The sequence below is a fragment of the Bradyrhizobium sp. B025 genome (assembly GCF_042257955.1).
GTDB classification, from domain to species: domain Bacteria; phylum Pseudomonadota; class Alphaproteobacteria; order Rhizobiales; family Xanthobacteraceae; genus Bradyrhizobium; species Bradyrhizobium diazoefficiens.
In genome coordinates, this window is the sequence record NZ_CP170150.1 from 4,583,495 (window position 1) to 4,609,998 (window position 26,504).

Annotated in this window: 23 protein-coding genes; 8 read left to right on the top strand and 15 right to left on the bottom strand. The window is 64.7% G+C overall.

Translation table 11 applies throughout. The annotated features are described in order from the left end of the window. Window positions 1–87 precede the first annotated feature (87 nt). The 4 genes from ACE10W_RS21200 to ACE10W_RS21215 all read right to left on the bottom strand — a co-directional run bounded on the left by ACE10W_RS21200 (window position 88) and on the right by ACE10W_RS21215 (window position 3,364). Window positions 88–405 carry a septum formation initiator family protein gene (locus ACE10W_RS21200; RefSeq protein WP_011087554.1) on the bottom strand — a complete coding sequence of 106 codons (318 nt, stop codon included), beginning with the start codon at window positions 403–405 and terminating at the stop codon, window positions 88–90. A 144-nt stretch (window positions 406–549) separates the two neighbouring features. Continuing rightward, window positions 550–1,101, bottom strand: a complete 552-nt coding sequence (locus ACE10W_RS21205) for an NADPH-dependent FMN reductase (protein WP_271554112.1) — start codon at window positions 1,099–1,101, stop codon at window positions 550–552. Between the two features lie 174 nt (window positions 1,102–1,275). Next, window positions 1,276–2,274, bottom strand: coding sequence for an MBL fold metallo-hydrolase (locus ACE10W_RS21210; protein ID WP_375761890.1), 999 nt, complete (start codon window positions 2,272–2,274; stop codon window positions 1,276–1,278). A 109-nt stretch (window positions 2,275–2,383) separates the two neighbouring features. Next, on the bottom strand, window positions 2,384–3,364 hold the full coding sequence (locus ACE10W_RS21215; protein WP_375761891.1) for an AraC family transcriptional regulator: 981 nt from the start codon (window positions 3,362–3,364) through the stop codon (window positions 2,384–2,386). 96 nt (window positions 3,365–3,460) lie between these two features. Here ACE10W_RS21215 and ACE10W_RS21220 point away from each other — a divergent pair, with 96 nt between their 5' ends. Continuing rightward, window positions 3,461–4,198: an SDR family oxidoreductase gene (locus ACE10W_RS21220; RefSeq protein WP_011087558.1), complete on the top strand. Its 738-nt coding sequence runs from the start codon at window positions 3,461–3,463 to the stop codon at window positions 4,196–4,198. 29 nt (window positions 4,199–4,227) lie between these two features. Here ACE10W_RS21220 and ACE10W_RS21225 read toward each other — a convergent pair whose 3' ends face one another. The 4 genes from ACE10W_RS21225 to eno all read right to left on the bottom strand — a co-directional run bounded on the left by ACE10W_RS21225 (window position 4,228) and on the right by eno (window position 11,297). Continuing rightward, entirely contained in the window at window positions 4,228–5,364 is a 1,137-nt protein-coding gene (locus ACE10W_RS21225; RefSeq protein WP_375761892.1) for a zinc-binding dehydrogenase, read from the bottom strand. A gap of 154 nt (window positions 5,365–5,518) precedes the next feature. After that, complete coding sequence (locus ACE10W_RS21230; RefSeq protein ID WP_011087560.1) at window positions 5,519–6,274, bottom strand: hypothetical protein; 756 nt, start codon at window positions 6,272–6,274, stop codon at window positions 5,519–5,521. A 90-nt stretch (window positions 6,275–6,364) separates the two neighbouring features. Next, entirely contained in the window at window positions 6,365–9,805 is a 3,441-nt protein-coding gene (locus ACE10W_RS21235; protein WP_375761893.1) for a hypothetical protein, read from the bottom strand. A gap of 208 nt (window positions 9,806–10,013) precedes the next feature. Next, window positions 10,014–11,297, bottom strand: coding sequence for a phosphopyruvate hydratase (gene eno / locus ACE10W_RS21240; RefSeq protein WP_375761894.1), 1,284 nt, complete (start codon window positions 11,295–11,297; stop codon window positions 10,014–10,016). A gap of 177 nt (window positions 11,298–11,474) precedes the next feature. Between eno and ACE10W_RS21245 the strand changes: the two genes are divergently transcribed. From ACE10W_RS21245 to ACE10W_RS21255, 3 genes are read left to right on the top strand one after another with little or no spacing between them, the layout of a single operon-like run. Further along, window positions 11,475–12,452 (top strand): lyase, encoded by a 978-nt coding sequence (locus tag ACE10W_RS21245; RefSeq protein ID WP_375761895.1) that lies wholly within the window; start codon window positions 11,475–11,477, stop codon window positions 12,450–12,452. 51 nt (window positions 12,453–12,503) lie between these two features. Then, window positions 12,504–12,956, top strand: coding sequence for a preQ(1) synthase (gene queF, locus ACE10W_RS21250; protein WP_162603533.1), 453 nt, complete (start codon window positions 12,504–12,506; stop codon window positions 12,954–12,956). 16 nt (window positions 12,957–12,972) lie between these two features. After that, complete coding sequence (locus tag ACE10W_RS21255) at window positions 12,973–13,782, top strand: extracellular solute-binding protein (protein WP_011087565.1); 810 nt, start codon at window positions 12,973–12,975, stop codon at window positions 13,780–13,782. A 10-nt stretch (window positions 13,783–13,792) separates the two neighbouring features. Here the strand turns inward: ACE10W_RS21255 and glsA are convergent, their stop codons facing one another. The 4 genes from glsA to ACE10W_RS21275 all read right to left on the bottom strand — a co-directional run bounded on the left by glsA (window position 13,793) and on the right by ACE10W_RS21275 (window position 18,269). Then, entirely contained in the window at window positions 13,793–15,667 is a 1,875-nt protein-coding gene (glsA, locus tag ACE10W_RS21260) for a glutaminase A (protein ID WP_161534824.1), read from the bottom strand. Between the two features lie 106 nt (window positions 15,668–15,773). Beyond that, the gene (locus ACE10W_RS21265) at window positions 15,774–16,979 is read right to left on the bottom strand and encodes an MFS transporter (protein ID WP_161534823.1); all 1,206 of its coding nucleotides are present in this window, start codon (window positions 16,977–16,979) and stop codon (window positions 15,774–15,776) included. Continuing rightward, window positions 16,979–17,827, bottom strand: coding sequence for a 3-deoxy-8-phosphooctulonate synthase (gene kdsA / locus ACE10W_RS21270; protein ID WP_304546723.1), 849 nt, complete (start codon window positions 17,825–17,827; stop codon window positions 16,979–16,981). The genes ACE10W_RS21265 and kdsA overlap by 1 nt, the downstream gene beginning before the upstream one ends. Window positions 17,828–17,942: 115 nt before the next feature. Next, on the bottom strand, window positions 17,943–18,269 hold the full coding sequence (locus ACE10W_RS21275) for an NIPSNAP family protein (RefSeq protein WP_028171806.1): 327 nt from the start codon (window positions 18,267–18,269) through the stop codon (window positions 17,943–17,945). A 196-nt stretch (window positions 18,270–18,465) separates the two neighbouring features. Between ACE10W_RS21275 and ACE10W_RS21280 the strand changes: the two genes are divergently transcribed. The 3 genes from ACE10W_RS21280 (at window position 18,466) to ACE10W_RS21290 (ending at window position 21,282) form a co-directional block, all read left to right on the top strand. Then, a complete protein-coding gene (locus ACE10W_RS21280; protein WP_011087570.1) occupies window positions 18,466–19,140 on the top strand; it encodes a response regulator transcription factor in 675 nt (224 codons plus the stop codon). Beyond that, window positions 19,137–20,513, top strand: a complete 1,377-nt coding sequence (locus tag ACE10W_RS21285) for a sensor histidine kinase (protein ID WP_375761896.1) — start codon at window positions 19,137–19,139, stop codon at window positions 20,511–20,513. The genes ACE10W_RS21280 and ACE10W_RS21285 overlap by 4 nt, the downstream gene beginning before the upstream one ends. A gap of 106 nt (window positions 20,514–20,619) precedes the next feature. Further along, the gene (locus ACE10W_RS21290; RefSeq protein ID WP_060912364.1) at window positions 20,620–21,282 is read left to right on the top strand and encodes an rRNA adenine N-6-methyltransferase family protein; all 663 of its coding nucleotides are present in this window, start codon (window positions 20,620–20,622) and stop codon (window positions 21,280–21,282) included. A 4-nt stretch (window positions 21,283–21,286) separates the two neighbouring features. Here the strand turns inward: ACE10W_RS21290 and ACE10W_RS21295 are convergent, their stop codons facing one another. From ACE10W_RS21295 to tpiA, 3 genes are all read right to left on the bottom strand, one after another. Next, the gene (locus ACE10W_RS21295; RefSeq protein WP_011087573.1) at window positions 21,287–22,918 is read right to left on the bottom strand and encodes a CTP synthase; all 1,632 of its coding nucleotides are present in this window, start codon (window positions 22,916–22,918) and stop codon (window positions 21,287–21,289) included. Between the two features lie 166 nt (window positions 22,919–23,084). Further along, a complete protein-coding gene (secG, locus tag ACE10W_RS21300; protein WP_011087574.1) occupies window positions 23,085–23,474 on the bottom strand; it encodes a preprotein translocase subunit SecG in 390 nt (129 codons plus the stop codon). A gap of 140 nt (window positions 23,475–23,614) precedes the next feature. Then, complete coding sequence (gene tpiA, locus ACE10W_RS21305) at window positions 23,615–24,370, bottom strand: triose-phosphate isomerase (protein WP_375761897.1); 756 nt, start codon at window positions 24,368–24,370, stop codon at window positions 23,615–23,617. Between the two features lie 223 nt (window positions 24,371–24,593). Between tpiA and ACE10W_RS21310 the strand changes: the two genes are divergently transcribed. Further along, complete coding sequence (locus tag ACE10W_RS21310; protein ID WP_304568388.1) at window positions 24,594–26,492, top strand: SurA N-terminal domain-containing protein; 1,899 nt, start codon at window positions 24,594–24,596, stop codon at window positions 26,490–26,492. The last annotated feature ends 12 nt before the right edge of the window (window positions 26,493–26,504 follow it).

Consider the following 26,504-nt stretch of genomic DNA (forward strand, 5'->3'; position numbering starts at 1 on the left):
CAAGACGACTGCGGTCTTGCGACCTTTGCAGGAGGCGGCCGGACTCGGCGCCGGCTTTCGATACCGGTTTCGAAACCTGCGCAAGCGCTAGTTCGGCGGGATCATCCGAACGAGATCGCGCGGATTGACGTAGTCGAGCTGGAAGCGTGCCCGCTCGTCCAGCATGTCGGGATCGATCCTCGCCGAACGCAGCAGCGAGACGCGCTGCTCGCTCCTGGCGCGCTCGCGCTTGAGCTGGGCCAGCTCGCTCGTCAGCGCGATGATCTCCTGGTCGAGTTCCTGGCGGGCGTTGAGGCCGTATTTGCCGGTATAGGCGTTGACGCCGAAATAGCCGACGATGGCAGCCGCCATCGCATAGAGGGCAAGACCGGTCAGGATCGATTTGAGGCGCGCGCGGGAGACCATCTTGGGAAGATGGGGCAGCTTGGTTAAGGGAGCGCTAATCTTGGCAACTGTCATTCCGGGGCGATGCGCAGCATCGAACCCGGAATCTCGAGATTCCGGGTTCGGCACTTCGGGCCGCCCCCGGAATGACAAGGTTGTTCAGCCTCAGCCGTGATGCTTGGCCACGTGGGCGGCGAAGGCGTCGATATAGGCCTGGAGCACGGTCTTGAGCGCGTCCTTGGCGAGGTTACCCTCGGCATCGAAGGCGTCGCCAACCGCGTTCAGGTAGGTCTCGGGCTGCTGCATGATCGGGCCGGCAATGCCCGGCAGGATGTTCTGGAGCGTCTTGGCCGCGCTGACGCCGCCGAGCGGGCCCGGCGAGTTCGAGATGATGCCGACCGGCTTGCCGTTGAACGAGCTCTTGCCATAGGGGCGCGAGGCGACGTCGATGGCATTCTTGAGGACGCCCGGGATGGCGCGATTGTATTCCGGGGTGACGAACAGGACACCGTCCGATTTCTGGAGCTTTTCGCGGAAGGCCAGCCAGTCCGCGGGCGGCGCGCCCTCGAGGTCCTGGTTGAAAAAGGAGATGCCCGCCGGCGTGATGACCTCGAGCTTGAGAGAGGCCGGCGCGAGCTTGGCGAGCGCATTGGCGATCTTCAGCGAAAAACTGTCCTTGCGCAGGCTGCCGGCGATCACGACGATATTGTAGGCCATGGAGTGTCCTCAGAACTTGAGCGGGAGTGCCGGGCGGCACTTAAGCGATCCGGACCAATGGATGCAAGTGCATGAACCGGTCCGATTTGGAAACATTGAGTTTCTGAAACCGTCGTCCAAAACAATCAGGCCGCCAAGCGGCGGCCCGATCTTTCGCACAAACGTCCAGCCCGATCAGATCGTCGGATTCCAGGCCGACGGGATCAGGCGATATTTGGCGCCGTCCTTCTCGACATGGCCGACCGAGGGGAAGGTGAAGTGGAAGCCGATCACGGTCGCCTTCTCGGCCGCCGCCATGTCGTAGAATTTGTGGCGCGTCTGCTGCGCCAACGCGGCATCGGTGTCGAACACCACGTGCCAGTCCGGATTGCGCAGGAAGAACTCCGGAATGTTGGTGACATCGGACTGGATCAGCACCTTGGCATCGCCGGATGCAACCGCAAACGAGGTGTGGCCGGGCGTATGGCCGGGCGTCGCGATCGATGCGATGCCGGGCGCGACCTCCTTGCCCCACTCGTACTTGGTGACCTTGGATTCGAGGCCGGCGAAGGTCTTCTTCACGTTGGCGAAGTAGTTCTTCATCATCGCGTTGGACTCGGCCTTGGCGGCGTTGTCCTCGCTGGTCCAGAACTCCCAGTCCTTGCCCGGCACCATGATCTCCGCATTCGGGAACGCGAGCGCGCCGTCGGCGAGGCGAATGCCGTTGGTGTGGTCGGGATGCAGATGCGAGAGCAGCACGACGTCGATGCTCTTGGGATCGACGCCGGCGGCCGCGAGGTTCTGCAGGGTGCGGCCGACCGCGCCCTTGCTGGGCTCGAGATTGGCGACGCCGTTGCCCGTATCGATCAGAACGAGCTTGGAGCCGGTGTTGATGAGCTGCGGGTTGAACGGCACCGTGACCATGCCCTTGGGCATGTAGGCCGCCTCGCCCGCGGCGAGCGCCTCGTCCTTGGGCGCGTTGACGACGAACTTGTCCGGCATCGGGAAGGTGCGCGCGCCGTCATTGATCGAGGTGCACTCGAAGCTGCCGACCTTGTAGCGGTAGAAGCCCGGCGCCTGCGCCCCGGCTTGCGGCACTGAGGCACGAGCAGTGATCGGTCCGAGCCCGGTAACGGCAGCCGCGCCCACAGCGGCCGCGCCCGCCAGCAAGTGGCGGCGATTCAGATCAGTCATGGAAGTGTCCCCTTCTTTGCTTGCGGTTGTCCCGCTTTCAATAGCGGCGGAATAATCCCCCGCTTCGCTCAGAAGGCAAGACCTTCCTTCGGTGAGGTGCCGTCGCAGATCACGATAATTTATTTGGGGCGTTGGGGAATTTTTCGCCCGCGGCCTGTCCGCGCCAGTATCGCTTCGGTGCGTGGCCGTAGACTCGCTTGAAGGCATGTCCGAAGGCGCTCTCCGACGAGTATCCAAGCTGCGCGGCCGTTGCCGAAACGGTCGCTCCACGTCGTAGCTGATCGCGTGCAAGTCGCATTCGCCATCGAAGCAGGTAGTCGAGCGGCGCCAACCCCACAAGCGACTTAAACCGCTTCGAAAACGCGGATCGCGACATGGCGATCGCGTCGGCCAATGCGTCCAAGGTCCAGGGGTGAGCGGCGTTCTCGTGCATCAGCCTGATGGCCTTGCCGATCCTGGCATCGACCAGCGCGTTGATCCATCCAAAACCCTCGCCGGCACTCTGATCCAGCGCCGCGCGGAGCACCTGGACGAGCAGGACGTCGGCAAGCCTGTCGGTGAGTACGGCCGCTCCGATTCCCGTCCCCCTGATTTCAAGGTCGAGAATCCCGAGCGTGGAATGAATGATGGGGGCCGACGGGCTGCGCGACGGTATGAGCAGAAAGCGAGGAAGCGCATCGAGCAGCAATCCGGCGTCCGACGCTTCGAAACCGAAACTGCCGGCAAGCAGAACGGTATCGCTGCCCGCGTGACGCGCGACATCCGACTGCGTCCAATCGAACGCCGCTATGCCGTCTTCGGGAGCAAGGCGTTGGTCGTTGGCCAGAACATAGGCTGGTGCATTGGCCAGAAGAAAGCAGTCGCCGGTGACAAGCCGATGATGGGCTTCGTCACCGAAATCGATCCAGCAATCACCTCGGATGACCGCGCCGAACTTCAGGGCGGGTTTGGCCGGGAACCGATACGACCAATTGCCGCCCGCCTCGAACCTCGTGCAACGCGCAGCGCGAACGTTCAGGAGCGAGAAGACCTGAGACAGCGGGTCCGAGGTGTTACCCGAGGTCTCGTGCCTATCCGGGGGTGTGTCCAAGGCTTGATCCGATCTCGACGATTTTCGAGCACTTCGAGCATAGATCATCCTCGCTTTCGATGCGAAGTTCATCGCAACGAATTGCATGGAACATCTATGACGGGCATCGCAGGCAAAGTCATCGCCATCACGGGCGCCAGCAGCGGAATAGGCGCAGCCGCCGCCCGGCATCTCGCGGAACGTGGCGCCATCGTGGTCCTCGGCGCACGGCGCGCCGACCGGCTGGAGATGCTGGCCGCGAGCATCGCGTCAAAGGGCGGAAAGGCGTCGTACCTCGTCACCGACGTCAGGCAACGCGAGGATGTCGCCGGGCTCGTCGGACTGGCAACGGATCGATACGGGAAGCTGGACGTCTTGATCAACAATGCGGGGATTGCCCCGATTTCGCTCCTGGACGATCTGAGGGTCGACGACTGGGACGACATGATCGACGTGAACGTGAAGGGCGTGCTCTACGGGATCGCCGCGGCCCTGCCCGTGTTCCGTCGTCAGGGCTTCGGCCATTTCGTCAACACCCTGTCGACCGCCGGCCTCAAGATCGTTCCGACAATGGCCGTCTATGCGGGGTCCAAGAATGCCGTCAGGGCGATTTCCGAAGGACTTCGTCAGGAGGTCGGCCCGTCCCTTCGCGTGACGACCATCTCACCCGGTTATGTCGACACCGAACTGCCGTCCTCCATGACGGATTCCGCGTTGCGGGAGCAAGGGCAGGCAAGCATGAAGGCGATGGCCATTCCGGCGAGCGCAATCGCGGAGGCGATGGCCTTCGCGATAGCGCAGCCGGATAGCGTGGACGTCGGCGAGATCGTTATTCGCCCCACGGCTCAGGCATAAATTCGATCAGGCCTGGACGCCATCGCTCGTCACGACTTATTCGGGTTGATGAGGAATTTTTCGCCGGTGGCCCGTTTGGCGTAGACCGCAATGTTGGCGGGATCGAGCGCCTCGGGAAGCGAGACCACCTTGGTGTAGTGGCTGGCGAAGGTGGTCTTCAATTCGTTCACGACGCGCTGGCGCAGCCGTCCGATGTCGGCCGGACCGATCTTCTGAAGGAACGGGGTCAGCAGCCAACCGCCGACGCCCCAGGCCATGCCGAAGCCGCGCGGCAGTTCGATCGGGCGGATATCGAGCGCGCCGTAGACATAGACCTGCTTGTGCACGCTGGAGCCGTAGCGGCTGTATTCCTTGGCGGTCTTGTTGATCGCGATTTCCATGCAGTTGAGGATGTCGCCGGCAAGCTTGCCACCGCCGATGGCGTCGAAGGCAATAGTGGCGCCGGTCTCGACCAGCACGGCCGTGAGATCGTCGAGGAAGCTCGGCACGCTGGAATCGACGACGTATTTGGCACCGATCTTGTTCAGGATCTCCGCCTGCTCCTTGCTGCGCACGATGTTGACGAGCGGAATGCCGTCCTTGATGCAGATCTTGTTCAGCATCTGCCCGAGATTGGAGGCGGCAGCGGTATGCACCAGCGCCTTGTGGCCTTCGCGCCGCATCGTCTCGGTCATGCCGAGCGCGGTGAGCGGATTGACGAACCAGGACGCGCCCTCCGCCGCCGTCGTGCCGTCAGGCAATGGCTGGCAGTCCCTCGCCTTCAGGGTCCGGTATTGCGAGTACATGGCGCCGCCGATCATCGCGACCGTCTTGCCCATCAGCGCCTTTGCGGCATCCGACGAGCCGGTCTTGATGACGACGCCGGCACCTTCGTTGCCGACCGGCAGGGATTGGTCGAGCCGCGCGCCCATCGCGCGCATCGCACCGTCAGGCACTTTCGCGGTGATGACGGGCGCCTGCTTTGTGCCGGAGAGCTTCGCCGTGCTCATGTCGGCCGCGCCGACGAGCAGACCGAGATCGGACGGGTTGATCGGCGCCGCCTCGACGCGGACGACCACCTCGTCCTCGGCGGGCTCGGGGGTCGGCACGTCGAGAAGCGAGATTTCCAGCTCGCCGCTCTTCTTGATCAGCGAACGCAGTTGCAGTCCGGTTTCGCCATCGCTCATGTCGATCCTCCCTTGATGCAGGAGCGTCAGCGAGGCCTTGGGCCCTCGACCAACTCATGGCCTCAGGCCCAGGCATTGCAGCGCGACGCGCCCGGATAGGCGGCCTCCTTACCAAGTTCCGGCTCGCAGCGCAGCAACTGATTGAACAGGAAGCCTAGCCGACGGGAACGGCGGATTCGCGCTGCAGGATGTGCGGCTGGCTGCGCGGATGCAGATGCTGAAGTCCGATCGGCATGTCCTGCCCCAGCGGACGGGGGCCGCCGAGATCGACATCCGTCGAATACGCAAATGCATTGGTCGGCGACAGCCCCGATACCTTGAAGCATAGCCGCGCCTCCGGCAGACCGCCGCCGTAATCCTTGGGCGGTGCATATTCAACCGAAAGCCACACGATGTTGAAGCAGGCCGGACTGAGGAGCCCGATCATCCATTCGCCGGTGAAGGCCTCTGGCGTCACGTAGGTCCAGGCGTGCGGGTTGCTGCCAAGGCTCCAAAGTCCGAAGCCGGGCAAAACCGTAGCTCCGTCGGGCCCGCCAGTGACCCTGAGGTAGAGCTGAATCCATTCGGCTCCCAGCGAGAACGTGAAGACATAGGTCTTCCCGGTCATCACGGCATTGCTGCTCATGTCGCTGATGTACAGTGGCTGGTAGATGCCGGCCTGGTAAGTGTAGCCGTAGGTCGTCGGGACCATTCCCTGGGCGCCGAACGCGGTGCCGTTTCCGGACCAGTATTGCTTGCCCGGCTTCCACGGCGGCGGAGGTTCGTTGGGCGGCCCGTAGGCAAGCGCTCCGGCCGTCACCTTCAGTCCGTTCACCGCGCCGCTGCTGATGTACGATGCGTTGTTGTCGAGGTTGAGGCCGACAGTAAGCCTGCCTTTGGTCTGCAAGGTCGGATCCGAGAGTGCGGGCATGAAAATATCCTCTGATGAAACAGCCTGGGTGAAAATCAGTTTGCGAAATTTGAGCAGTGTGAGCGTCCCTCCGGACGCGCGGGCCGTGACCTAGGCCGAGCCCATCGAGACGCGCCTTGCAGTCAGCGTCGTCCCTTGCTCCGAATCGATGATCTCCTTGCCGTGGACGATCTTGGCGATTCCGGCGCTGACGTCGCTGACGATATCCACGACGCCGAGGAAGATACGGGCATCAAGCGGATCAAGCGTGTGCTTGGCCGGCTTTGCGATCGCCGACAATGACCCGGCGGCGCCGGCAACCCATTCCGACACCCGCGCCGTGCCCGCACTTTCCTTCTCGAAGAGCATCCATGCATTCATCGCCAAGGACAGGATGCCGCCGGCACTCAGTGCGCAAGATCCCGGGAACGAGCCGCGCGGACCATCCTTGAACTTACGGGCGATGCCCCACAAGAACTTGAACGCGATATTGCCGAACCCGGACAGCCAGGCCGCCGAGGTGGCCTTGTTGACCGGCGTGTCGAACGCGAGCCGTGCGAACGGGCCTCCGGGCCAGGCGAGAAACTGGATCAAGGTCGGGCCGAGAATCACGACGGCCAGCGCTTGCCAGGCAGGCGGGTTGTCGAACAATCCGACATCGAGCCCGACGTCGGCGACGCACCAGACCGTCGCCTGAACGAGGCCGGACAGGATCAGCAGAACGCCGATCTCCTTCTTGCTCGACGCAACGCCCTGCTCGGCTTGTTCGAGCGAGAACGGAGAATCCTCGAAGATGATGCGATAGAGCGTGGTCGCAACGAAAGCGCAGAGCAACGAGCCGAGGCCGACGACGGTCAGCCCCTCCGAAGACCCCGGGTTGATCAGATCGTAGAGCGCCTGAATGACGAAGTTATTGATGGAGGCGCCGAACACTGCGGTGTTGAGCGCGACGAGATCCTTGGCGAAGAAGTTCAAAACGGATTGAACCAGTCCATCGAGGACGCGCAGAACGGCCAGGATCAGGTCTTTCACCTCGCCGAGGATCGTGGCGAGCAGCACCTTGCCGAACTCCGACGTGCTGGTTGCCAGCGCCCGCAAGCGTTTCATGCTTGCCTGGATGAGCTTCGCGATCTCGGTGGCGAATGTCGACTGGACCCGCGAGATGAGAGCCATCGCATCCTGCACCATCGCCGACGGGATATTGATGCCAAGGCTGATGAGGCTGCCGAACGAAACCTTGTCCATCAGCCAGTTGGCGACGCTTGCGCTGTCCTCGATGATTTCGAGAAACGTGCTCACGCCGGACGGCGCATCCATCCCGTCATCCGCATCGATCTTGCCGAGATCCTTCTCGATCCCCGCAAAGGCCTGCTTGACGGTACCTTCCATGGTCTCAAAGAAGCTGTGACTGACCTTGCCGCCGTCGGCGGCAAAGCCTGCGAGCGAAACCAGACCCTGGCTGAAGATCCGCTCGAACTTCCGCTTGGTGGCCCAGATGTCCTTGCGCGCATCGCTCAACAGCCAGGCAAGGAAATTGTAGAGCCTGACGAAGAACGTCCTGACCGCGTTGAAGACGGTTTCCACGAAGCGGAACGCGCTTTCCACGGTGTCGACGATGCCGTTCCAGGCGATCTTGAGCTTGTCCGCCACCCAGTTGATGGCGAGTTCGAAACCGGTGGCGATCGGCTTAATGACGTAGTCGTACACCGCATCGACCGCGGTCTCGAACGCATTGCCGATCGCCTCGATCGCGTCCTCGAAAAAGTCGAGGAGTCCAAAATCCGGACTGGTGCGCAACGCCGCGATCTCGGCGATGGCGGCGTCCGCCTCCGCATCGGTGAGAGTCTTGAAGACGGCCCGCCCGCCGGCAACGGTGAAGCGGAAGGGCTGCCGGGGCTGCGCGCGCATCGGCAGCGGCAGCCGAAGGTCGTCCCTGGCACTGATGCGCGCCCGCACCAACGCGACCGGCCCGTCATGGATGTTCGCCATCGCTTCCGTGACGGCCAGCCGGATTTGATCGGCATCGCCGGCGAACTCGCTCGGCACGAGCTGCTTGACCTGGGCTGTCGTGATGTTGCGCAGCCGTTCCTGCACATCATGATTGGGCGTCACCGCGAAATCGCCGCCGTCCATCATCAGGTCCGGCAGCCTGGCGCTGAGCCCCGCGGCATTCAGCGACCGCGTCTCCGTCGTGACCCGCAGGCGGCCGGACGCATCGGTCGTGAACGTCAGGGCCCGCGCCGGACCAAGGGTCACGACTTGCCCGGCGATCGAGGCGCTCACGATCTCGGTCGATTTCAGCGCGACCTTGGCGTTGGAAAGGGTCACGCCCTTCGCGTCATAGAAAGTCAGCGTCGTCGAATAGGTCTTCTGCTCGACGAGCTTGCGGGTCAGCGGTGGATACTGAATCGGCTCCTGACTCCAGCCGCCCTTGCTGCCGTCCGGCGAAGTCGGATCGTCCGGCGGACTCTGCCATATCCGTATGAGGCCCTTTGTGGGCACATAGCCAACCAGCTCCGCATCGCCCTCCGTCCCCCGCGCAGTCAGGATGTTCCTCAGGCGAAGGAAGAAGTCGAATTTGGTGTCCGACGGCGGCGTCGCGATCAATTGCAGCGAGCCGCTGTCATCGAGCGCAAACAGCGCCAATGGATTGGCGCCGGCGCTCGCAACCGCCAGCGCGGTCGCCTTGATCGTGGAATCCACGACCACGAAGCCGGCGTCCGGATTGCCACCGTCGAGATACTGGATCTGCGGCCGATCGGTCATGTCACCGGGATCGGCAATGAACACCGCCGAATTGTTGTCCGCCTGCGAACCAACGGCCAGCGAGCGGAATACGATGTTTGCCGTCAGTAATGTTGCCGTTGCCGTGAAGGGAGCCGCCACGGTGAACAGATCCAGCGCGACGGGCGTCGCCTCGGCGGTGTTCGCGAACAAGAGACAATCGATGTCCGCGACGGTGCAGCTCTCGATGATGGTCTGGTCGGTATCGGCGATGTACTGCCAGCTCGGAGCGGCAGCATCCCAGCCGATACGCCACAGGCTGGACTGGCCGTTGGACCCCGGCGAGGGGCTGAGCAACGCGAACAGTTCGAGCTTGCCCGCGATTGCAAAGGCCGCAAGCTTGCTGGCCTGCATGAATACAGGCACCGAGCCGTCCGGTGCGATCGGCTGCGGCGCGCTCCAGCTTCCCCCGCTCTGGCGCGTCATGACATAAACATCGGGCGCCGCCGCATTCGAGCCGATGGCAAAGACCGTGAACCTGCCGCTGGCATCGATGCCGCCGACAACCTGGCTCGGCTGAAGGGTGGCATCGACCACCTCCTCGCTCCAGCCCGTATCGCTGTCAGGGTCCCGGCGCAGCGACATGATGTTGCCGGTCGCTCCGAGGTAAAGCAGGCTGTAACTGCCGTCGGCCTGTTGTATCGCCGTCAGATCCGTCTCGCCGGTCAGATCGGTGGCGTAGACGTAGTCGTCCATCAATTGACCGCTGGCCTGAACGGTAACGGTTCCATCCGTGCTGACGGCTCGGGTTGCTCGCAATCTGGTCATTTTGGCGCTCCTCGTTGGGCGAGGCAAAGCACCGGCGCTTCCGCGCCTGACGCGCGCGGAACGTCAAATTGCTAGAAAATGAAATAAAGAAAGAGCCTCACCTTTAAGGTGTATGAGCACATCACGACAACCATCCGGCGTCAACGCGCATGCGACTGAGCGTCGATCAAGCTAACGTGACGCCGGAGAATTGGCTTGGCGAGGCGCGTTAGGCCAGCGCCTTCAGTGCCGCCTTGCCGCCATAGAGCGCTTGCTTGCCGAGCTGCTGCTCGATGCGCAGGAGCTGGTTGTATTTGGCGGTGCGGTCGGAACGCGCGAGGGAGCCGGTCTTGATCTGACCGCAGTTGGTGGCGACGGCGAGGTCGGCGATGGTGGAATCCTCGGTCTCGCCGGAGCGGTGCGACATCACAGAGGTGTAGCCCGCCTTGTGCGCCATTTCGACGGCGGCGAGCGTCTCGGTCAGCGTGCCGATCTGGTTGACCTTGATCAGGATCGAGTTGGCCCGGCCCGCCTTGATGCCTTCGGCGAGGCGCTTGACGTTGGTGACGAACAGATCGTCGCCGACGAGCTGGCACTTCTTGCCGATGAGGTCGGTGAGCTCCTTCCAGCCGTCCATGTCGTCTTCCGACATGCCGTCCTCGATGGTCACGATCGGATAGCGCGCAACGAGATCGGCAAGGTACTTGGCCTGCTCGGAGATCGAACGGGTCTTGCCCTCGCCTTCATAGACGTACTTGCCGTCCTTGAAGAACTCGGTCGAGGCGCAGTCGAGGCCGATCACGATGTCACTGCCCGCCTTGAAGCCGGCCTTGCCGATCGCGTTCATGACGAATTCGAGCGCGGCGTCCGCCGACGGCAGGTTCGGGGCAAAGCCGCCCTCGTCGCCGACATTGGTGTTGTGGCCGGCCTTCTTCAGCTCCGACTTCAGCGTGTGGAAAACCTCCGCGCCGTAACGCAGGCCCTCGGCAAAGCTCGACGCGCCGACGGGCAGGATCATGAACTCCTGGAAGTCGATCGGGTTGTCGGCATGCACACCGCCATTGATGATGTTCATCATCGGCACCGGCAGCAGTCGCGCCGAGGTGCCGCCGACGTAACGGTAGAGCGGCATGTCGAGCGAGTTCGCAGCCGCCTTGGCGCAGGCGAGCGACACGCCGAGGATGGCATTGGCACCAAGGCGGCTCTTGTTCGGGGTGCCGTCGAGGTCGATCATGATCTGGTCGATCTGGGCCTGCTGCTCGACATCGAGGCCGTTCAGGGCCTCGAAGATCTCGCCATTGACGGCGCCGACCGCCTTGGTGACGCCCTTGCCGAGATAGCGGGCCTTGTCGCCATCGCGCAGTTCCACCGCCTCATGGGCGCCGGTGGAGGCGCCTGATGGCACCGCGGCGCGGCCGAGCGCGCCATCTTCCAGCACGACGTCGACCTCGACGGTGGGATTGCCACGGCTATCGAGAATTTCGCGGCCGATGATGTCGATGATGGCGGTCATGATGTTGCACTTCCGTTCGTTAGGTTTGATCGGTTCGCCGCGGGTCTTACACGGAGCGCAAGCAAATGTGAACGCTTGGACGGCGAGCTTCGACTGACGCGTGAATTCCCCAAGACTAAGCTTGAGAACACTGGGTCTGCGCGTCCATCCTCAATCCTAGACAGTCGGGGTAACGCCATGAATCGCCGCCAGTTTCTTGCTTCCAGCGCCGCCCTCCTCGCCGTTCGCCCATCTTTTGCTCAGGAGGGCCCGTTCCGGACAAAATATTTCCCCATCAATGCCGGGATCGGCCTGCACGACCTCGCGCCAGCCCCCGACGGCACGGTCTGGTTCACCGCGCAGGGCAAGGGCATGCTCGGCAGGCTCGATCCGAAGGATGGCACCTTCAAGACCGTCAGCCTCGGCCAGGGCGCCGCGCCGCACGGCGTGACGATCGGTCCCGATGGCGCGCCCTGGATCACCGAGGGCGGCCAGAACGCGATCGCGCGGGTCGATCCCGGCGATCTCAAGGTCACGCTGTTCCGCCTGCCGGAGAAATTCACCTCCGCCAATCTCAATACCGGCGTGTTCGACAATGACGGCACCTACTGGTTCACCGGACAGTCCGGCTATTACGGCCGGCTCAAGCCGAAGTCTGGCGAGATGGACGTGTTCCGGGCGCCCAAGGGCGTCGGCCCCTACGGCATCACCGTGACGCCCAAGGGCGACGTCTGGTACGCCTCGCTCGCCGGCAGCTATATCGCGAAGATCGATCTTGCGACCGGCAACGCCAATGTGGTCGAGCCGCCAACGCCGAACCAGGGATCGCGGCGCGTCTGGTCGGATTCGAAGAGCCGGATCTGGGTCAGCGAATGGAACAGCGGCCATGTCTCGGTGCACGATCCCGCTGACGGTTCCTGGAAGACCTGGAAGCTGCCGGGAGATCGTCCCCGCACCTACGCCGTCTATGTCGACGACAAGGACAAGGTCTGGCTGACCGATTTTTCCGCCAATGCCATCGTCCGTTTCGATCCCATGACCGAAAAATTCAACGTCTTCGCCAGCGACAAGCCGAATGCCAATGTCCGCCAGCTCGACGGCAGGCCGGGCGAGCTCTGGGGCTGCGAGTCCGGCAACGACCGCATCGTCATGATCCAGACAATCGCGGCCGGTTGACGGCAGCTTCAATTGCGTCCATCCCGGCATCCGCAAAAGGATGTGACGACGATGGCGAAAAAATCCCTCCAGCTCGGCCGCGCGGTCGAATGGCCGCACACACCGGAAGAAGCCCAGCTCGACCGCGTGCCCAATCCGCAAAAGGACACCGACTATCTGGTGCGCTTCACCGTGCCGGAATTCACCTCGCTGTGCCCGGTCACAGGACAACCGGATTTCGCGCATCTGATGATCGACTACGCACCCGGCCCATGGCTGCTGGAGTCGAAATCGCTGAAACTCTACATCGCGAGCTTCCGCAATCACGGCGCCTTCCACGAGGATTGCACCGTGATGATCGGCAAGCGCATCGCCTCGGAGATCAAACCGAAATGGCTCCGCATCGGCGGCTACTGGTATCCGCGCGGCGGCATCCCGATCGACGTGTTCTGGCAGACCGGCCGCGTGCCGAAGGGCCTGTGGGTGCCGGAGCAAGGCGTCGCGCCCTATCGCGGGCGGGGCTAGCTGGAGACCAACGACGATGAAATCGACATCAGACAAATTTCGCGGCCTTGTCCTGAACCTTTCCTTGGGCCTTCTGGGCGTCCTGTGGCTGACCGGCGCGTCCGACGCGGCCGAGGTCCGGGTGATGATTTCCGGCGGTCTGACGGCTGCCTATCAGGCGCTCGTGCCGGAGTTCGAGAAAGCCACCGGCAACAAGGTGCTGACCGCGTTCGGGCCTTCGATGGGCACCACCACCAATGCGATCCCGGTCCGGCTGGAGCGGGGCGAGCCGGCCGATGTCCTGATCATGGTGGGCTATGCCCTCAACGACCTCGCCAGCAAAGGCAAGGTCGTTGCCGGCAGCCAGGTCGATCTGACCAGATCGCCGATCGGGATTGCCGTCAAGTCGGGCGCGCCGAAGCCGGACATCAGCTCGGTGGAAGCCGTCAAGCGTGCGCTGCTGGCGGCGAAGACGATCGCCTATTCGGACAGCGCCAGCGGCGTCTACGTCTCGACCGAGATGTTCGACAAGCTTGGCATTGCCGATGTCATGAAGGACAAGGCGCGCAAGATTCCGGCCACGCCGGTCGGCGAGATCGTCGCGCATGGCGAGGCCGAACTGGGCTTTCAGCAGATCAGCGAACTGAAGCCGGTGAAGGGCATCGATATCGTCGGACCGCTGCCGAGCGAGTTGCAGAAGATCACGATCTTCTCGGCCGGCATCGCGACCGTTTCGAAGGAGCCCGAGGCTGGCCGGGCCTTGATCAAGTTCCTCGCCTCCCCCGCCGCCCGCGACACGATCATCGCGAGCGGCATGGAGCCGATCGCTGCCGGTGGAGCGAATTAGGCCCGGCCTCCTAATACGCGCTCAGCAGGTCGACCTTGGCATTGGCCGCCACCAGCCGCCGCGCCAGGATTGCGGCGAGGTTGCGCATGATCTTCAGCGCGGTCTCCGGGTGCAACCGGCGGTAATCGGCAAAGCTGTCGAGCGGCAGTTCGAGGCAGGCAACGGGCGTATCGGCAAACACGTCGGCGCTGCGGGTTCGCTCCAGGATCGCCATCTCACCGAACTCCATGCCGGGACCGAGCGAGGCCAGTCGAACGCCGCTCCGCAGCTTCACGCTGACCATGCCGCTCTGGAGGAAGAACAGCGAATTGGCGGGCGCGCCGGCGGCGATGACGCGCTGGCCGGCCGTGTAGTGCCGTGTGGTCGAGAGTTTGACGATGGCGGCGATCTCGTCGGTGTCGAGCTCGGCCAGCAAGGCCTGCTCGCCGAGATGCGCGCTCTCCTTCACGTCGGTGAAGCCGCCGAAGCGATAGATCACCTGGTCCTCGGCCCATTCGATGGCATCGTCGAGCAGCGCGAAGCGGCGCAGCCGGCGTGGATCCCCCGTGCGCGCGGCGATCGCGGCCCAGACCGCGGAGGCCTCCTCGAGGCCGGACAGAATCGTGGTGACGTTGGCATTGCCGAGCGCCGTCAGCGTCTCGCCCAGAAGCTCCGCACCGGCCGCGGTGATGTCGGGCACGCGGCGGAAATCGATGATCAACAGCGGCGCGTTCGGCGGCTCACTGGTCAGTCTTCGCGTGACGTAATCGATGGTGCCGAAATTCAGCGCGCCGACGAGCTCGAGGATGCGGATGTCGCTGTGACGCTCGTCAAGAATCTGCTGCTCGTGCGGCTGGCGGCTGCGGCGCGAGGAGATGCCGTAGACGTCGTAATCCGCCATGACGCTGGTGCGGACGTCGGCATTGCGGTTGAGCATGTGCAGGTCGAACCGCGCCGACAGTGCCTCGCAGACCTTCAGGCCGCGCACGCTGTTGAAGTGATTGTCGAGCAGCGGCGAGAAGGTGCCCAGTCCCAGTTGCGAGGGCAGCGCCGCGACGATGCCGCCGCCGACGCCGCTCTTGGCGGGGATGCCGACGCGATAGGTCCACTCGCCGGCATAGTCGTACATGCCCGAGCTCGTCATCACCGACAGCGTGCGGGCGACGATGTGCGGCGTGATCACCTGCGCGCCCGTCACCGGATTGATGCCGCGATTGGCGAGAGTTGCCGCCATCACCGCCAGATCGCGCGCCGTCACCAGGATCGCGCATTGGCGGAAATAGACGTCGAGCACCGCGTCGACGTCATCCGGCAGCACCGCGTAATTGCGGAGCAGCCACGCGATCGCGCGGTTGCGGTTGCCGGTCGCGGTCTCCGAGGCATGCACGGCCTCGTCGACGCCGAGCTCGCGCCCGGCGAACTCGCTGAGTTTTGAGCGGACACGCTCGAAAGCACCCTTGCCGTCCACCTCGTAGATCAGGCCCGAGCAGGCAATCGCACCGGCATTGACCATCGGGTTGAAGGGACGGTTGTCGTTGGTGAGCCGGATCGAATTGAAGGCTTCGCCGCTCGGCTCGACGCCGATGGTGGCCGAGACGCGCTCCTCGCCCACCGTCTCCAGCGCCAGCGCGAACACGAAGGCCTTCGAGACCGACTGGATCGTGAACGGCACCGCGCTGTCGCCGACCTCGTAGACATGGCCGTCGATGGTGACGAGCGCGATGCCGAAATGATCGGGGTTGGCGCGCTTCAGCTCGGGAATGTAATCGGCAAGCTCGCCCGAACCGTCGCCCCTGAACTCCTCGTGGCAATCGGTCAGGAAACGCCGCAGTGGCGGCCTGGTGGGATATCCGGCCGACCGGGTCGCGCCGGCTACGCTGGGCAAACGGATGGGCTGGGCGTCCACGGTCTCACACCTCGGTTTGCCCAGAATAAAAGCAATTCGTGTGCCATGTATACGGAGCCGACGGTGTCGTGGTGGGGCGATCCCCCCTTAAGGACCGAATAAAATCTCAGCGCGCGTCGGCTGGTGCACGCGGCTTGAGCAGCCGGGCGCAAACGATGCCGAGGACCACCATGATCGCGGCGCTCACGAACAGCGTCGGCATCTTGCCGCCGTGTTGCAGGCCGAAGCCGTAGGCGAGCGGCCCGACCGTCTGTCCCATGAAGAAGAAGAACGAATGCAGCGACAGCGCGGTGGCGCGCGCCTCGACCGAGAGCTCGCTGGCGAACACCTGGAGACAGCCATGGGCGATGTAGAAGCCCCAGCCCATGACGATGAGATTCAGCGCCTGCACCTCCCAGCGCGGACCGAAGGCCACGGCGACGAGCTGCGAGGCCACCAGCGTCATGCCCGCGATCATCATTCCCTTCATGCCGAGCCACGGCAGCAGGCGCGACACCGTCAGCGTGTAGAAAAGGCCGCCGACCGCGAAGCCCGCGATGACGATGCCGGCGATCGAGAGCGAGGTCTGGCCGAGCTCGAACAGGAACGAGGCTATATAGGGAAACAGGCCGAGCACGCAGCAGCCTTCGACGAACACGGCCGAGTAGCACACATAGGCGTTGGGGTTGGTGAAGATGGTGCGATAGCCGGCCTTCAGCGCCGACAGGCTCGTCTTCGGCGGATGCTTGACCTTGGCGCCGCGAAAGCCGGCGGCAACCGCGATCGATGCAACGATCACGAGCACGCCGAGCACCGCCAGCACGCCGCGCCAGCCGAGGAAATCGCCGATCAGGCCGGAGGCCGAGGCACCGAGCAGATTGCCGGTCATGGCGCCGGCGAGCGTGCGGCTGATCGCGACCTGCCGCTTCTCCGGACCGACCAGATCGCTGGTCAGGCTGAGCGCCACCGGAAAAACGCCGCCCGAGCCGATGCCGGCAAGGATGCGGGTCGCAAACAGAACCGAGAACGAGGTCGAGAGCGCACCGAGAATATTGGCAAGCCCGAGCAGCGCGAGGCAGCCGATCATCAGCCGCGTCTTGCCGAACAGATCGGCGGCTGCGCCGACGATCGGCTGGATGATCGAGAAGGTGAAAGCGAACACCGCGGCAAAGCCCGCGGCGGTCGCGATGCTGACGCCAAAATCCTCGGCGACGTGCGGCAGCACCGGGTCGAGCGCACGCGCTGACAACGCCGCGGCGAAGCTGGCGCCGGAGATGACGTAGAGCGCGGCCGGCAGACCGTGATCGTGCGGCCGCGCCTCGCCTTGCTGCATCAGCGCGGGTTCTTTGCGAGCGCGTCGAACGCCATCAGCCTGCGGATCAGACCCTCGAACTCGCGCAACGGCACCATGTTGGGGCCGTCGGAAGGCGCGCTATCGGGATCGGGATGGGTCTCGATGAAGACGCCGGCGACACCGACCGCGACCGCCGCCCGCGCCAGTACCGGCACGAATTCGCGCTCGCCGCCGGAGGACGTCCCCTTCCCGCCCGGCTGCTGCACCGAATGGGTGGCGTCGAAGATCACGGGCGCGCCGGTGGTGCGCGCCAGGATCGGCAGCGCGCGCATGTCGGAAACCAGCGTGTTGTAGCCGAAGGAGGCGCCGCGCTCGGTGACGAGCACGTTCGGATTGTTCGCGCTCGTGATCTTGGTGACGACGTTCGCCATGTCCCAGGGCGCCAGGAACTGGCCCTTCTTGACGTTGACAACCTTGCCGGTCGCGGCCGCCGCCAGCAGCAGGTCGGTCTGCCGGCACAGGAAGGCCGGGATCTGCAGGATGTCCACGGCCTGCGCCACCTCGGCGCATTGCGTGGCTTCGTGCACGTCGGTCAGCACCGGCAGGCCGAGCGAGGCGCGGATCTCGGCGAAGATCGGCAGCGACTGCGCGAGCCCGAGCCCGCGCGCCGCCGACGCGCTGGTGCGGTTGGCCTTGTCGAACGAGGTCTTGTAGACGAGACCGATGTTCAGCCGCGCGGCGATCTCCTTCAGCGCGGAGGCCACCTCCAGCGCATGCTGGCGGCTCTCGAGCTGGCAAGGCCCGGCAATGATGGAAATCGGCAGATCATTGCCGAATTTGACCCTGCCAATGGTGACGACCGGCGCCGCTGACGTCGAAGAGCTCAAGGCAAATCCCTCGTTTCGGCGCGACCATAGCCGCCATCGGGGTCGGATCAACCCCAATCGGCCCAGGCCGTCCGAATATCAGGGTTGCGCCGAAGTTCCGCGGGCGCCGCCGACGCTATTTCACCGCCGAAAAGGCGGTCGGCGTCAGGAGCTGGCTGACGATATTGCCGACGATCTGGCCGTCCGCCTCCGACTTCGCCCGCGCCTCGAGCCAGTCCGGATCGGTCACGAACGCGCCCCACTTCTTCTCGCGCTCGGCGAGCGACTCCCAGGCGAGGAAATAGGTCAGCTCCTGGCTGGATTCACCGATCAGCGTGGTGAAGAATCCAGCCTGGCGGATGCCATGCTTCTCCCACAGCTTCAGCGTCGCCGTCTCGAATCGCTTCAAGAGCGCCGGCAAGCGGCCGGGCACGCAGCGGTAGACGCGCATTTCGTAGATCATTCTTGCTTCCTCCCAGAACAGGTCCGCCGCTTATAACGGCCGGCCATAACCGTGTCTTGAGCCCTGCGCGGCCGCCCCTGTGGCGTTTCGCGCATGGCTCGGCGGCCTCCGGTAACGCATCAAGTCCGGCTCCCGCAATGCTGCCGCAATGATCGGGCCGCTAGAATGGCTTTAGTTGAAGCCTAGGTGCCGGATCATGCGGATTTTGCTCGTCGAGGATGAGGCGGAGATGGCGGGCGCGCTGGCGTCGGCGCTGAAGCGCTACGACATGGTGGTAGACCATGCCCCTACCCTTGCCGACGCGGAAGAGGCCATTTCCGCCGACGTCCATGTCGCGGTCCTGCTCGACCGCCAGCTCCCCGACGGCGACGGCCTTGCGCTGATTCCGAAGCTCCGGGCGCGCGCCGACGGCGTGCCGATCATCGTCCTGACCGCGCGCGGCGAGCTCGCCGACCGGATCGCCGGGCTCGACAGCGGCGCCGACGATTATCTGGCCAAACCGTTCGCGGTCGAGGAGCTGCTGGCGCGCCTGCGCGCCGTGATGCGGCGCCCCGCGGGACTTACGCCGGATGTCATCCGCGCAGGCCGCCTCGCCTTCGATGTCGGCCATCGCGAGGCGAGCATCGACGGCCAGCCGTTCGAGCTGCCGCGTCGCGAGCTGTTGGTGCTCGAGGCGTTGATCCGCCGCATCGGCCGCACCGTGATACGCTCGGCGCTGGAAGAGGCCGTCTACAATTTCGACGACGAGATCCAGTCGAACGCGCTGGACACGCATATCTCGCGGCTGCGCCGCAAGCTCGCCGAGGCGGATGCCGGCATCGAGATCCACGGCATTCGCGGCGTCGGCTATCTCCTGAAGAAGCTGCCATGAGCAGGCACGACGATCCCTACTGCCTGCGCTCGCGCCTGAGCTGGCGCCTGCTCTCGCTCCAGGCCGCGCTGCTCCTGGCCCTGGTTGCCGTCGTCGTCGGAGCGCTGTGCGCGTCAGGACTTGTGCTCGCCGAGCGCGACGAGGATCGCGTGATCGACGTCGTGCAGCACGCACTGACGCGCGACGCACAGGGCGGCCTGACCGTGCGGCCGACGCCCGAGCTCAAACAATTGCGTACCGAGACACCAGACCTTTGGTTCCTGGTCCGCGACCGGCAGGGACATTCGCTCGCCGAAGGTGCCGTGCCGGCCGAATTCGCTGCGATCGGCGGCGGCCTCGACCAGATCAGCCAGGCGCGGCTCGGCTGGCAGCTGTTCGAGGACGATCCGCGCAAGCCGGCGGCGCGGCTGAAGCGGGTCGACACCGAGGCCGGCAATGTGCAGGTCATCACGGCGACACAGGGCCGGCTGACCGGCGCCAAGGCGCTGGTCATGACATCGCTTGCGTTCCTCGGCATCGCCCTGCCAGGCCTGCTTCTGATGGGAACCGCGACCTTCATCGCGACACCGATGATCGTGCGGCGCGCCTTCAGAGGGCTTGATACGACCGCGGACCAGGCGCGTCGTATCGACATCCATCAGCGCGGCGCGCGTCTGTCGGTGGAGAGAATTCCGCTGGAGGTCGTACCGCTCGTGACTGCGGTCAATGACGCGCTGGCGCGGCTCGACCAAGGCTATGCCCGCCACAAGCGTTTCGTCGCCGACGCCGCGCACGAGCTGCGCACGCCGATCGCGATCCTCAACACGCGCCTGGAGTCGCTTGCCCCGGGGCCGGACAAGACCCGGCTGCTGGAAGATGCCGCGCGGCTGGCGACGCTTGCCGAGCAGTTGCTGGACATTCAGCGGCTCGACCGCTGCGGCCATCCTTTCGCGCGCGTCGACCTTGTCCGGGTCGCGCGAGGCGCGGCTGCCGACCTCGCGCCGCTGGCGATTGCCGGCGGCTACGAGCTGGCGCTCGATGCACCCACGACGCCGATCGAGACGATCGGTGACGCGGCCGCGTTGGAACGCGCGCTGACCAACCTCGTGCAAAATGCGATTCAGCACGGCCCTCGCCGCGGCACCATCGGCATTCGCGTCAGCAGACCCGCGAGCATCGAAGTCACGGACGAAGGTCCCGGCATTCCCGTCGGACAACGCGAGCAGATCTTCGAGCCGTTCTACCGGCTGACGCCGCTCGATCGCGGTGCCGGCCTCGGCCTCAACATGGTGCGCGAGATCGTGCAGCTGCATGGCGGCCACGTCTCGGTCACGGACGGGCCGGACGGCGGCGCCTGTTTCAGAATAACGCTGCGCCCAATCCCGCAGGATTGATTCACGTGCGCCCCTCACAGCGCAATGCTGTCGCAATGCACGGCCGTGACACTGCATCCGCTTCACCTCCGATCTTTCGAGGTGCAACCAAGATGCCGGAGTGCGCATGCCCAACGATTTCCTCTCCTTCTTCCTGTCCTGGATGTCGGCCCCGCGCCGGGTCGGCGCGATCGCGCCATCAGGCGCGGCGCTCGCCGATCTGATCACGCGCGAGATCACGGCATCGACCGGTCCGATCCTCGAGCTCGGCCCCGGCACCGGGGCATTCACCTACAACCTCCTGAAACGCGGCGTCCGCCAGCAGGACCTCACGCTGATCGAATACGGCTCCGACTTCATGAAGCTCCTGCAAGTGCGCTTTCCCAACGCGCGCGTCTTGTGGATGGATGCGGGGCGGCTGACGACGGAGCGCCTCTATGACGGCGCGCCCGTCGGCGCGGTCGTGAGCGGGCTGCCGCTGCTCAACATGTCGACGCGCAAGGTCGTCTCGATCGTCAGCGGCGCGTTCAGCTATGTCCGCCCCGGCGGCGCATTCTACCAGTTCACCTACGGCATGAGCTGCCCGGTGCCGCGGCCGATTCTCGATCGGCTGGGCTTACGCGCCACGCTGGTCGATCGCGCCCTGCTGAACATGCCGCCCGCCGCCGTCTACAGGCTGACACGGCGGCCGCAGATGAAGCTCGTCACGGGATCGCTTGCGCCGGCCCCCTCGACGCGAGTCGCCTTGGAGCCGATACATCACGCGCGCGACCACTCCGCCGCGCGCTGAGCCATCAGACCAGCCGGCTCTGCACCATCGCCGCCTGAATGAAGGAGGCGAAGAGAGGATGCGGCTCAAAAGGCCGCGACTTCAGTTCGGGATGGAACTGCACGCCAATGAACCAGGGATGATCCTCGTATTCGACGATCTCCGGCAGGACGCCGTCGGGCGACAGCCCTGAGAATTTCAGGCCGTGCTGCTCGAGGCGGTCCTTGTAGGCGGTGTTCACCTCGTAGCGGTGGCGGTGGCGCTCGGAAATCTCGGTGGCGCCGCCATAGACCTGCGAGACGCGGCTGCCGCGGTTGAGCGCCGCGGGATACGCGCCGAGCCGCATCGTGCCGCCGAGATCGCCGGCCTGCGAGCGCTTCTCGAGCTCGTTGCCGCGCAGCCATTCCGTCATCAGGCCGACCAGGGGCTCCTTGGTCGGGCCGAATTCGGTGGAGTTGGCGTCCTCGATGCCGACGAGATTGCGCGCGGCCTCGATCACCGCCATCTGCATGCCGAAGCAGATGCCGAAATACGGCACGTCGCGCTCGCGCGCGAACTGCGCCGCGCGGATCTTGCCTTCCGCGCCGCGCTGACCGAATCCGCCCGGCACCAGGATGCCGTTGACGTGCTCGAGGAACGGCGCGGGATCTTCCTTCTCGAAGATCTCGCTCTCGATCCAGTCGAGATTGACCTTCACCTTGTTGGCGATGCCGCCATGCGACAGCGCCTCGATCAGCGACTTATACGCATCCTTCATGCCGGTGTATTTGCCGACGATGGCGATGGTGACGTTGCCTTCGGGATTGCGGACGCGCTCGTTGATCTGCTGCCAGCTCCGCAGCTCCGGCGGAATCCGCGAGGCGATGCCGAAGGCGGCGAGCACCTCGTCGTCGAGGCCCGCATTGTGGTAGGCCTCGGGGACAGCATAGATGTTGTCGACGTCGCGCGCTTCGATCACCGCGCTTTCGCGGACGTTACAGAATAGCCCGAGCTTGCGCCGCTCCTCCTTCGGGATCTCGCGGTCGGTGCGGCAGAGCAGGATGTCCGGCTGGATGCCGATCGAACGCAGCTCCTTCACCGAGTGCTGCGTCGGCTTCGTCTTCAATTCGCCCGCGCTCGGAATGTAGGGCAGCAGCGTGAGGTGGATGTAGACGGCATGATCGCGCGGCAGATCGTTCTTGAGCTGGCGGATCGCCTCGAAGAACGGCAGGCCCTCGATGTCGCCGACGGTGCCGCCGATCTCGACCAGCACGAAGTCGTAGTCGTCATTGCCGTCGAGGACGAATTCCTTGATGGCGTTGGTGACGTGCGGAACCACCTGGATGGTCGCGCCGAGATAATCGCCGCGGCGCTCCTTGGTGATGATGTCCTGGTAGATGCGCCCCGTCGTGATGTTGTCGGCCTTGGTCGCCGGCCGCCCGGTGAAGCGCTCGTAGTGACCGAGATCGAGATCGGTCTCCGCGCCGTCATCGGTCACGAACACTTCGCCGTGCTGATACGGCGACATCGTTCCGGGATCGAGGTTGAGATAGGGGTCGAGCTTACGGAGGCGGACCTTGTAGCCCCGGGCCTGCAACAGCGCACCGAGTGCCGCTGAAGCCAAACCCTTGCCGAGCGAAGAAACCACGCCGCCGGTGATGAATATGTACCGCGCCATGGGACTTAACCTCTAATCCCTCGAATTCGATTCGCCAAAGCGATTCGTATTCCGCCCCAAAGATTTTGCGGGCCTGTGGGTGAGCCAGAACTAAGAATGGTAACAGAGCCTTGATGGGGATTGTTGACGCAGGACGGTAGAAGCCGCCCTGCATGGCCCCCCTGCTTTATTGCGAGCGAGGCACCTGCGGGCCGCTCGGCGCTGCCGGAGCCTGCTGCTGCTCGTCGGCCTTCTTCAGCGAATCCAGGATGCCGCCCGAGGTCGGCGGCGCAATCGGCGATCCGCCGGCCGGCTGGCCCTGCGATGCCGGCTGGCCAATGATCGACGAAGGCGCGCGGTTGTAGCCGGCGTACCAGGACAGGAACAGGCTGGTCACGAAGAAGCCGGCGGCGAGGATCGCGGTCGTCCGCGACAGAAGATTCGCGGTGCCGCGGCTCGACATGAAGCCCGCGCCTCCGCCCATGCCGAGGCCGCCGCCTTCCGACTTCTGGAGCAGGACGGCGCCGATCATGACGGCGACGATCATGAGATGGATGACGATGACAACAGTCTGCATAGTGCCCTTCCGTCACAAGCCGACAGCGCCGAGACGGCGGCCGATCGCGCTTCGCGGGTTTTCCTGAAGTTGCGCGGTGTTACACGATCGGAAACGGCATTGCCACCCCCGATCGGGTCCGGACCAACGGTTTGGGTTAGCTAGGGGCAGCCCTTGGCGATCGCAAGGAAATCGGCCGCCTTGAGGCTGGCGCCGCCGACCAGCGCCCCGTTGACGTTCTTCACGGCCATCAGCTCGGCCGCGTTCGAGGGCTTGACCGAACCGCCATAGAGGATCCGCATCTTCGCCCCATCCGCCCTAAACCGGGAGGTCAGGAATTCCCGGATAAACCCATGAATCTGCTCGACATCCTGGGCCGTGGGGGTCAGGCCGGTGCCGATTGCCCAGACTGGCTCATAGGCCACGACCAGGTTGGCCGCGGTAGAGCCGTCCGGCAGCGAGCCGTCGAGCTGGCCGCGCAGGATGTCCAGGGTCTGGCCGGCATCGCGCTGGGCTTGCGTCTCGCCGATGCAGACGATCGCCGTCAGCCCGGCCCGCCAGGCGGCTTCCGCCTTCTGCCGCACCAAAGCATCGCCCTCGCCATGGTCGGCGCGGCGCTCGGAATGGCCGACGATGATGGCGGTCGCGCCCGCATCCGCCAGCATTTCGGCGGCGATATCGCCGGTATGGGCGCCGGAGGCCTTGGGGTTGCAATCCTGGGCCCCAACCGCGACCTTCTTGCCGTGCGCCTTGTCGGCAAAGGCCGCGATCAGGGTCGCCGGCGGGCAGACCAGCAGATCGGCCTTGGCGGCCACGTCTGCCGCGCCATTGAGCATGGCGTCGAATTCGGCAGCGGAGGCCTTCAGGCCGTTCATTTTCCAGTTGCCGGCGATCAGCGGTCGGATGGCGTCGGTCATGTCAATTTCCAGCAAAATGAGGTTTGTGCATGCGCTAGCAGAGGTGCTGCGGCAGTTCCAGAGACCTAAGGGCTTTTAACCGCAGCTTCGCGAGGCCGCGTGACCTGAGGTTGCGGGGGGAAAGCCGCCACTTTATGATGATCTATCAATTTGGTGACGCGCTTTTGCGGAATCTGCATTAAGACGCGCTCCCGTTCCCCTCCTGCCAAACAAGTTGGACCAAATGCTTCGAGGAATGCGCAAGGCCTCATCAAACTGGCTCGGCAAGACCATTATGGCCGTGGTGATGGGCGTGTTGATCATCAGTTTCGGCATTTGGGGCATCGCCGACATCTTCCGCGGCTTCGGACAGTCCACGGTGGCCAAGATCGGCCGCACCGAGATTTCGCTGAACGAGTTCCGCCAGATCTATACCGACCGCCTGCAACAGATCAGCCGCCAGTTCGGCCGTCCGCTGACGCCTGATCAGGCCCGCGCCTTCGGCCTCGACCGTCAGGTGCTCCAGCAGACGATCGCGGAAGCTGCCCTCGACGAAGAGGCACGCCGGCTCGGGCTCGGCCAGTCGGACGACCAGATCCGCCAGGTCATCATGAACGACCCCAACTTCAAGGGCGTCGGCGGCAGCTTCGATGCGAACCGCTTCCAGGCCGTGATCCGCAACTTCGGCTATACCGAGCAGCGCTACGTCTCCGAGCAGCGCAAGGTGTCGCTGCGCCGGCAGCTCACCGGCACGATCGGCGCGGGTCTCGAGCCGCCGAAGGCGATGATCGACGTGCTGACGCGCTTCCAGAACGAGCAGCGCGCCATTGAGTTCGCACGGCTCGACGCCGCGCAGGCAGGCACCATCGATGCGCCCTCGCCCGAGGCGCTCGCCGCCTATTTCGAGGATCACAAGGTCCAGTTCCGCGCGCCCGAATATCGCAAGATCGCCTTCGTCGTGATCTCGCCGGAAGAGATCGGCAAGTGGAGCGAAGTCTCCGACGAGGACGCGAAGAAACTGTTCGACCAGCGCAAGGACCGGCTCGGCACGCCCGAGAAGCGCCAGATCCACCAGATCGTGTTTCCCAACGCGGCCGAGGCGCAGACCGCCCGCGAGCGCCTCGCCGGTGGAATGTCGTTCGAGGATCTCGGCAAGGAGCGCGGACTGAGCGCATCCGACGTCGATCTCGGGCTCGTGACCAAATCGTCGCTCGACCCGGCGGTTGGCGATGCCGCCTTCGCGCTCCCCGCAGGTGAAATCAGCCAGCCGATCCAGGGCCGTCTCGGCACCGCGATCGTCAAGGTCGACAAGATCGAGCCGGGCGTCGAGGCGAACTACGCCAGCCTCGTCGGCGACATCAAGCGCGAGATCGCCACCGAGCGCGCGCGCGTCAAGGTCGCCGATCTCCGCGACAAGATGGAAGACGAGCGCGGTGGCGGCGCCACCGTGATCGACGCGGCGCAGAAGCTCGGCCTCACTGCCGTCACCATCGACGCCGTCGACCGCTCCGGCCGCGCCCCGAACGGCCAGCCGGTCGCCAACATCCCGCAGGGCCTCGACGTGGTATCGCAGGCCTTCAATACCGACGTCGGCGTCGACAATGACGCGATCTCGTTCAAGGGCGGCTACGTCTGGTACGACGTGCTCGCCATCACGCCCTCGCGCGATCGCAACCTCGACGAGGTCCGCGACCAGGTCGAGGCGCGCTGGCGCCAGGACCAGATCGCGACCAAGCTGAAGGCCAAGGCGACCGAGATGGTGCAGAAGCTCGAAGCGGGCGGCAAGCTTGCCGATGAAGCCGCCGCGGTCGGCGCCAAGGTCGAGACCGCGACCGGCTTCAAGCGCGACGACTCGCCCGCCGGCGTGCCCGCGACCGTCGTTGCGGCCGCCTTCCGCACCGCCAAGGACGGCGTCGGACAGACGCCCGTGAGCGGCGGCAGCGAGGTGATCGTCTTCCGCGTCACCGACATCGTCGATCCCACGGTCGACGCCGCCTCCGACGCGGTGAAGAAGCTGAGGGAGAGCCTCGACCGGGCGCAGACCGAGGAGCAGGTCGCTTCCTACGTCAACAAGCTTGAAACCGACATCGGGACCACCATTAATCAGGCCGCCTTCGCGCAGGTGACCGGCGCGAACCAGTGAGTTGAAAGCACG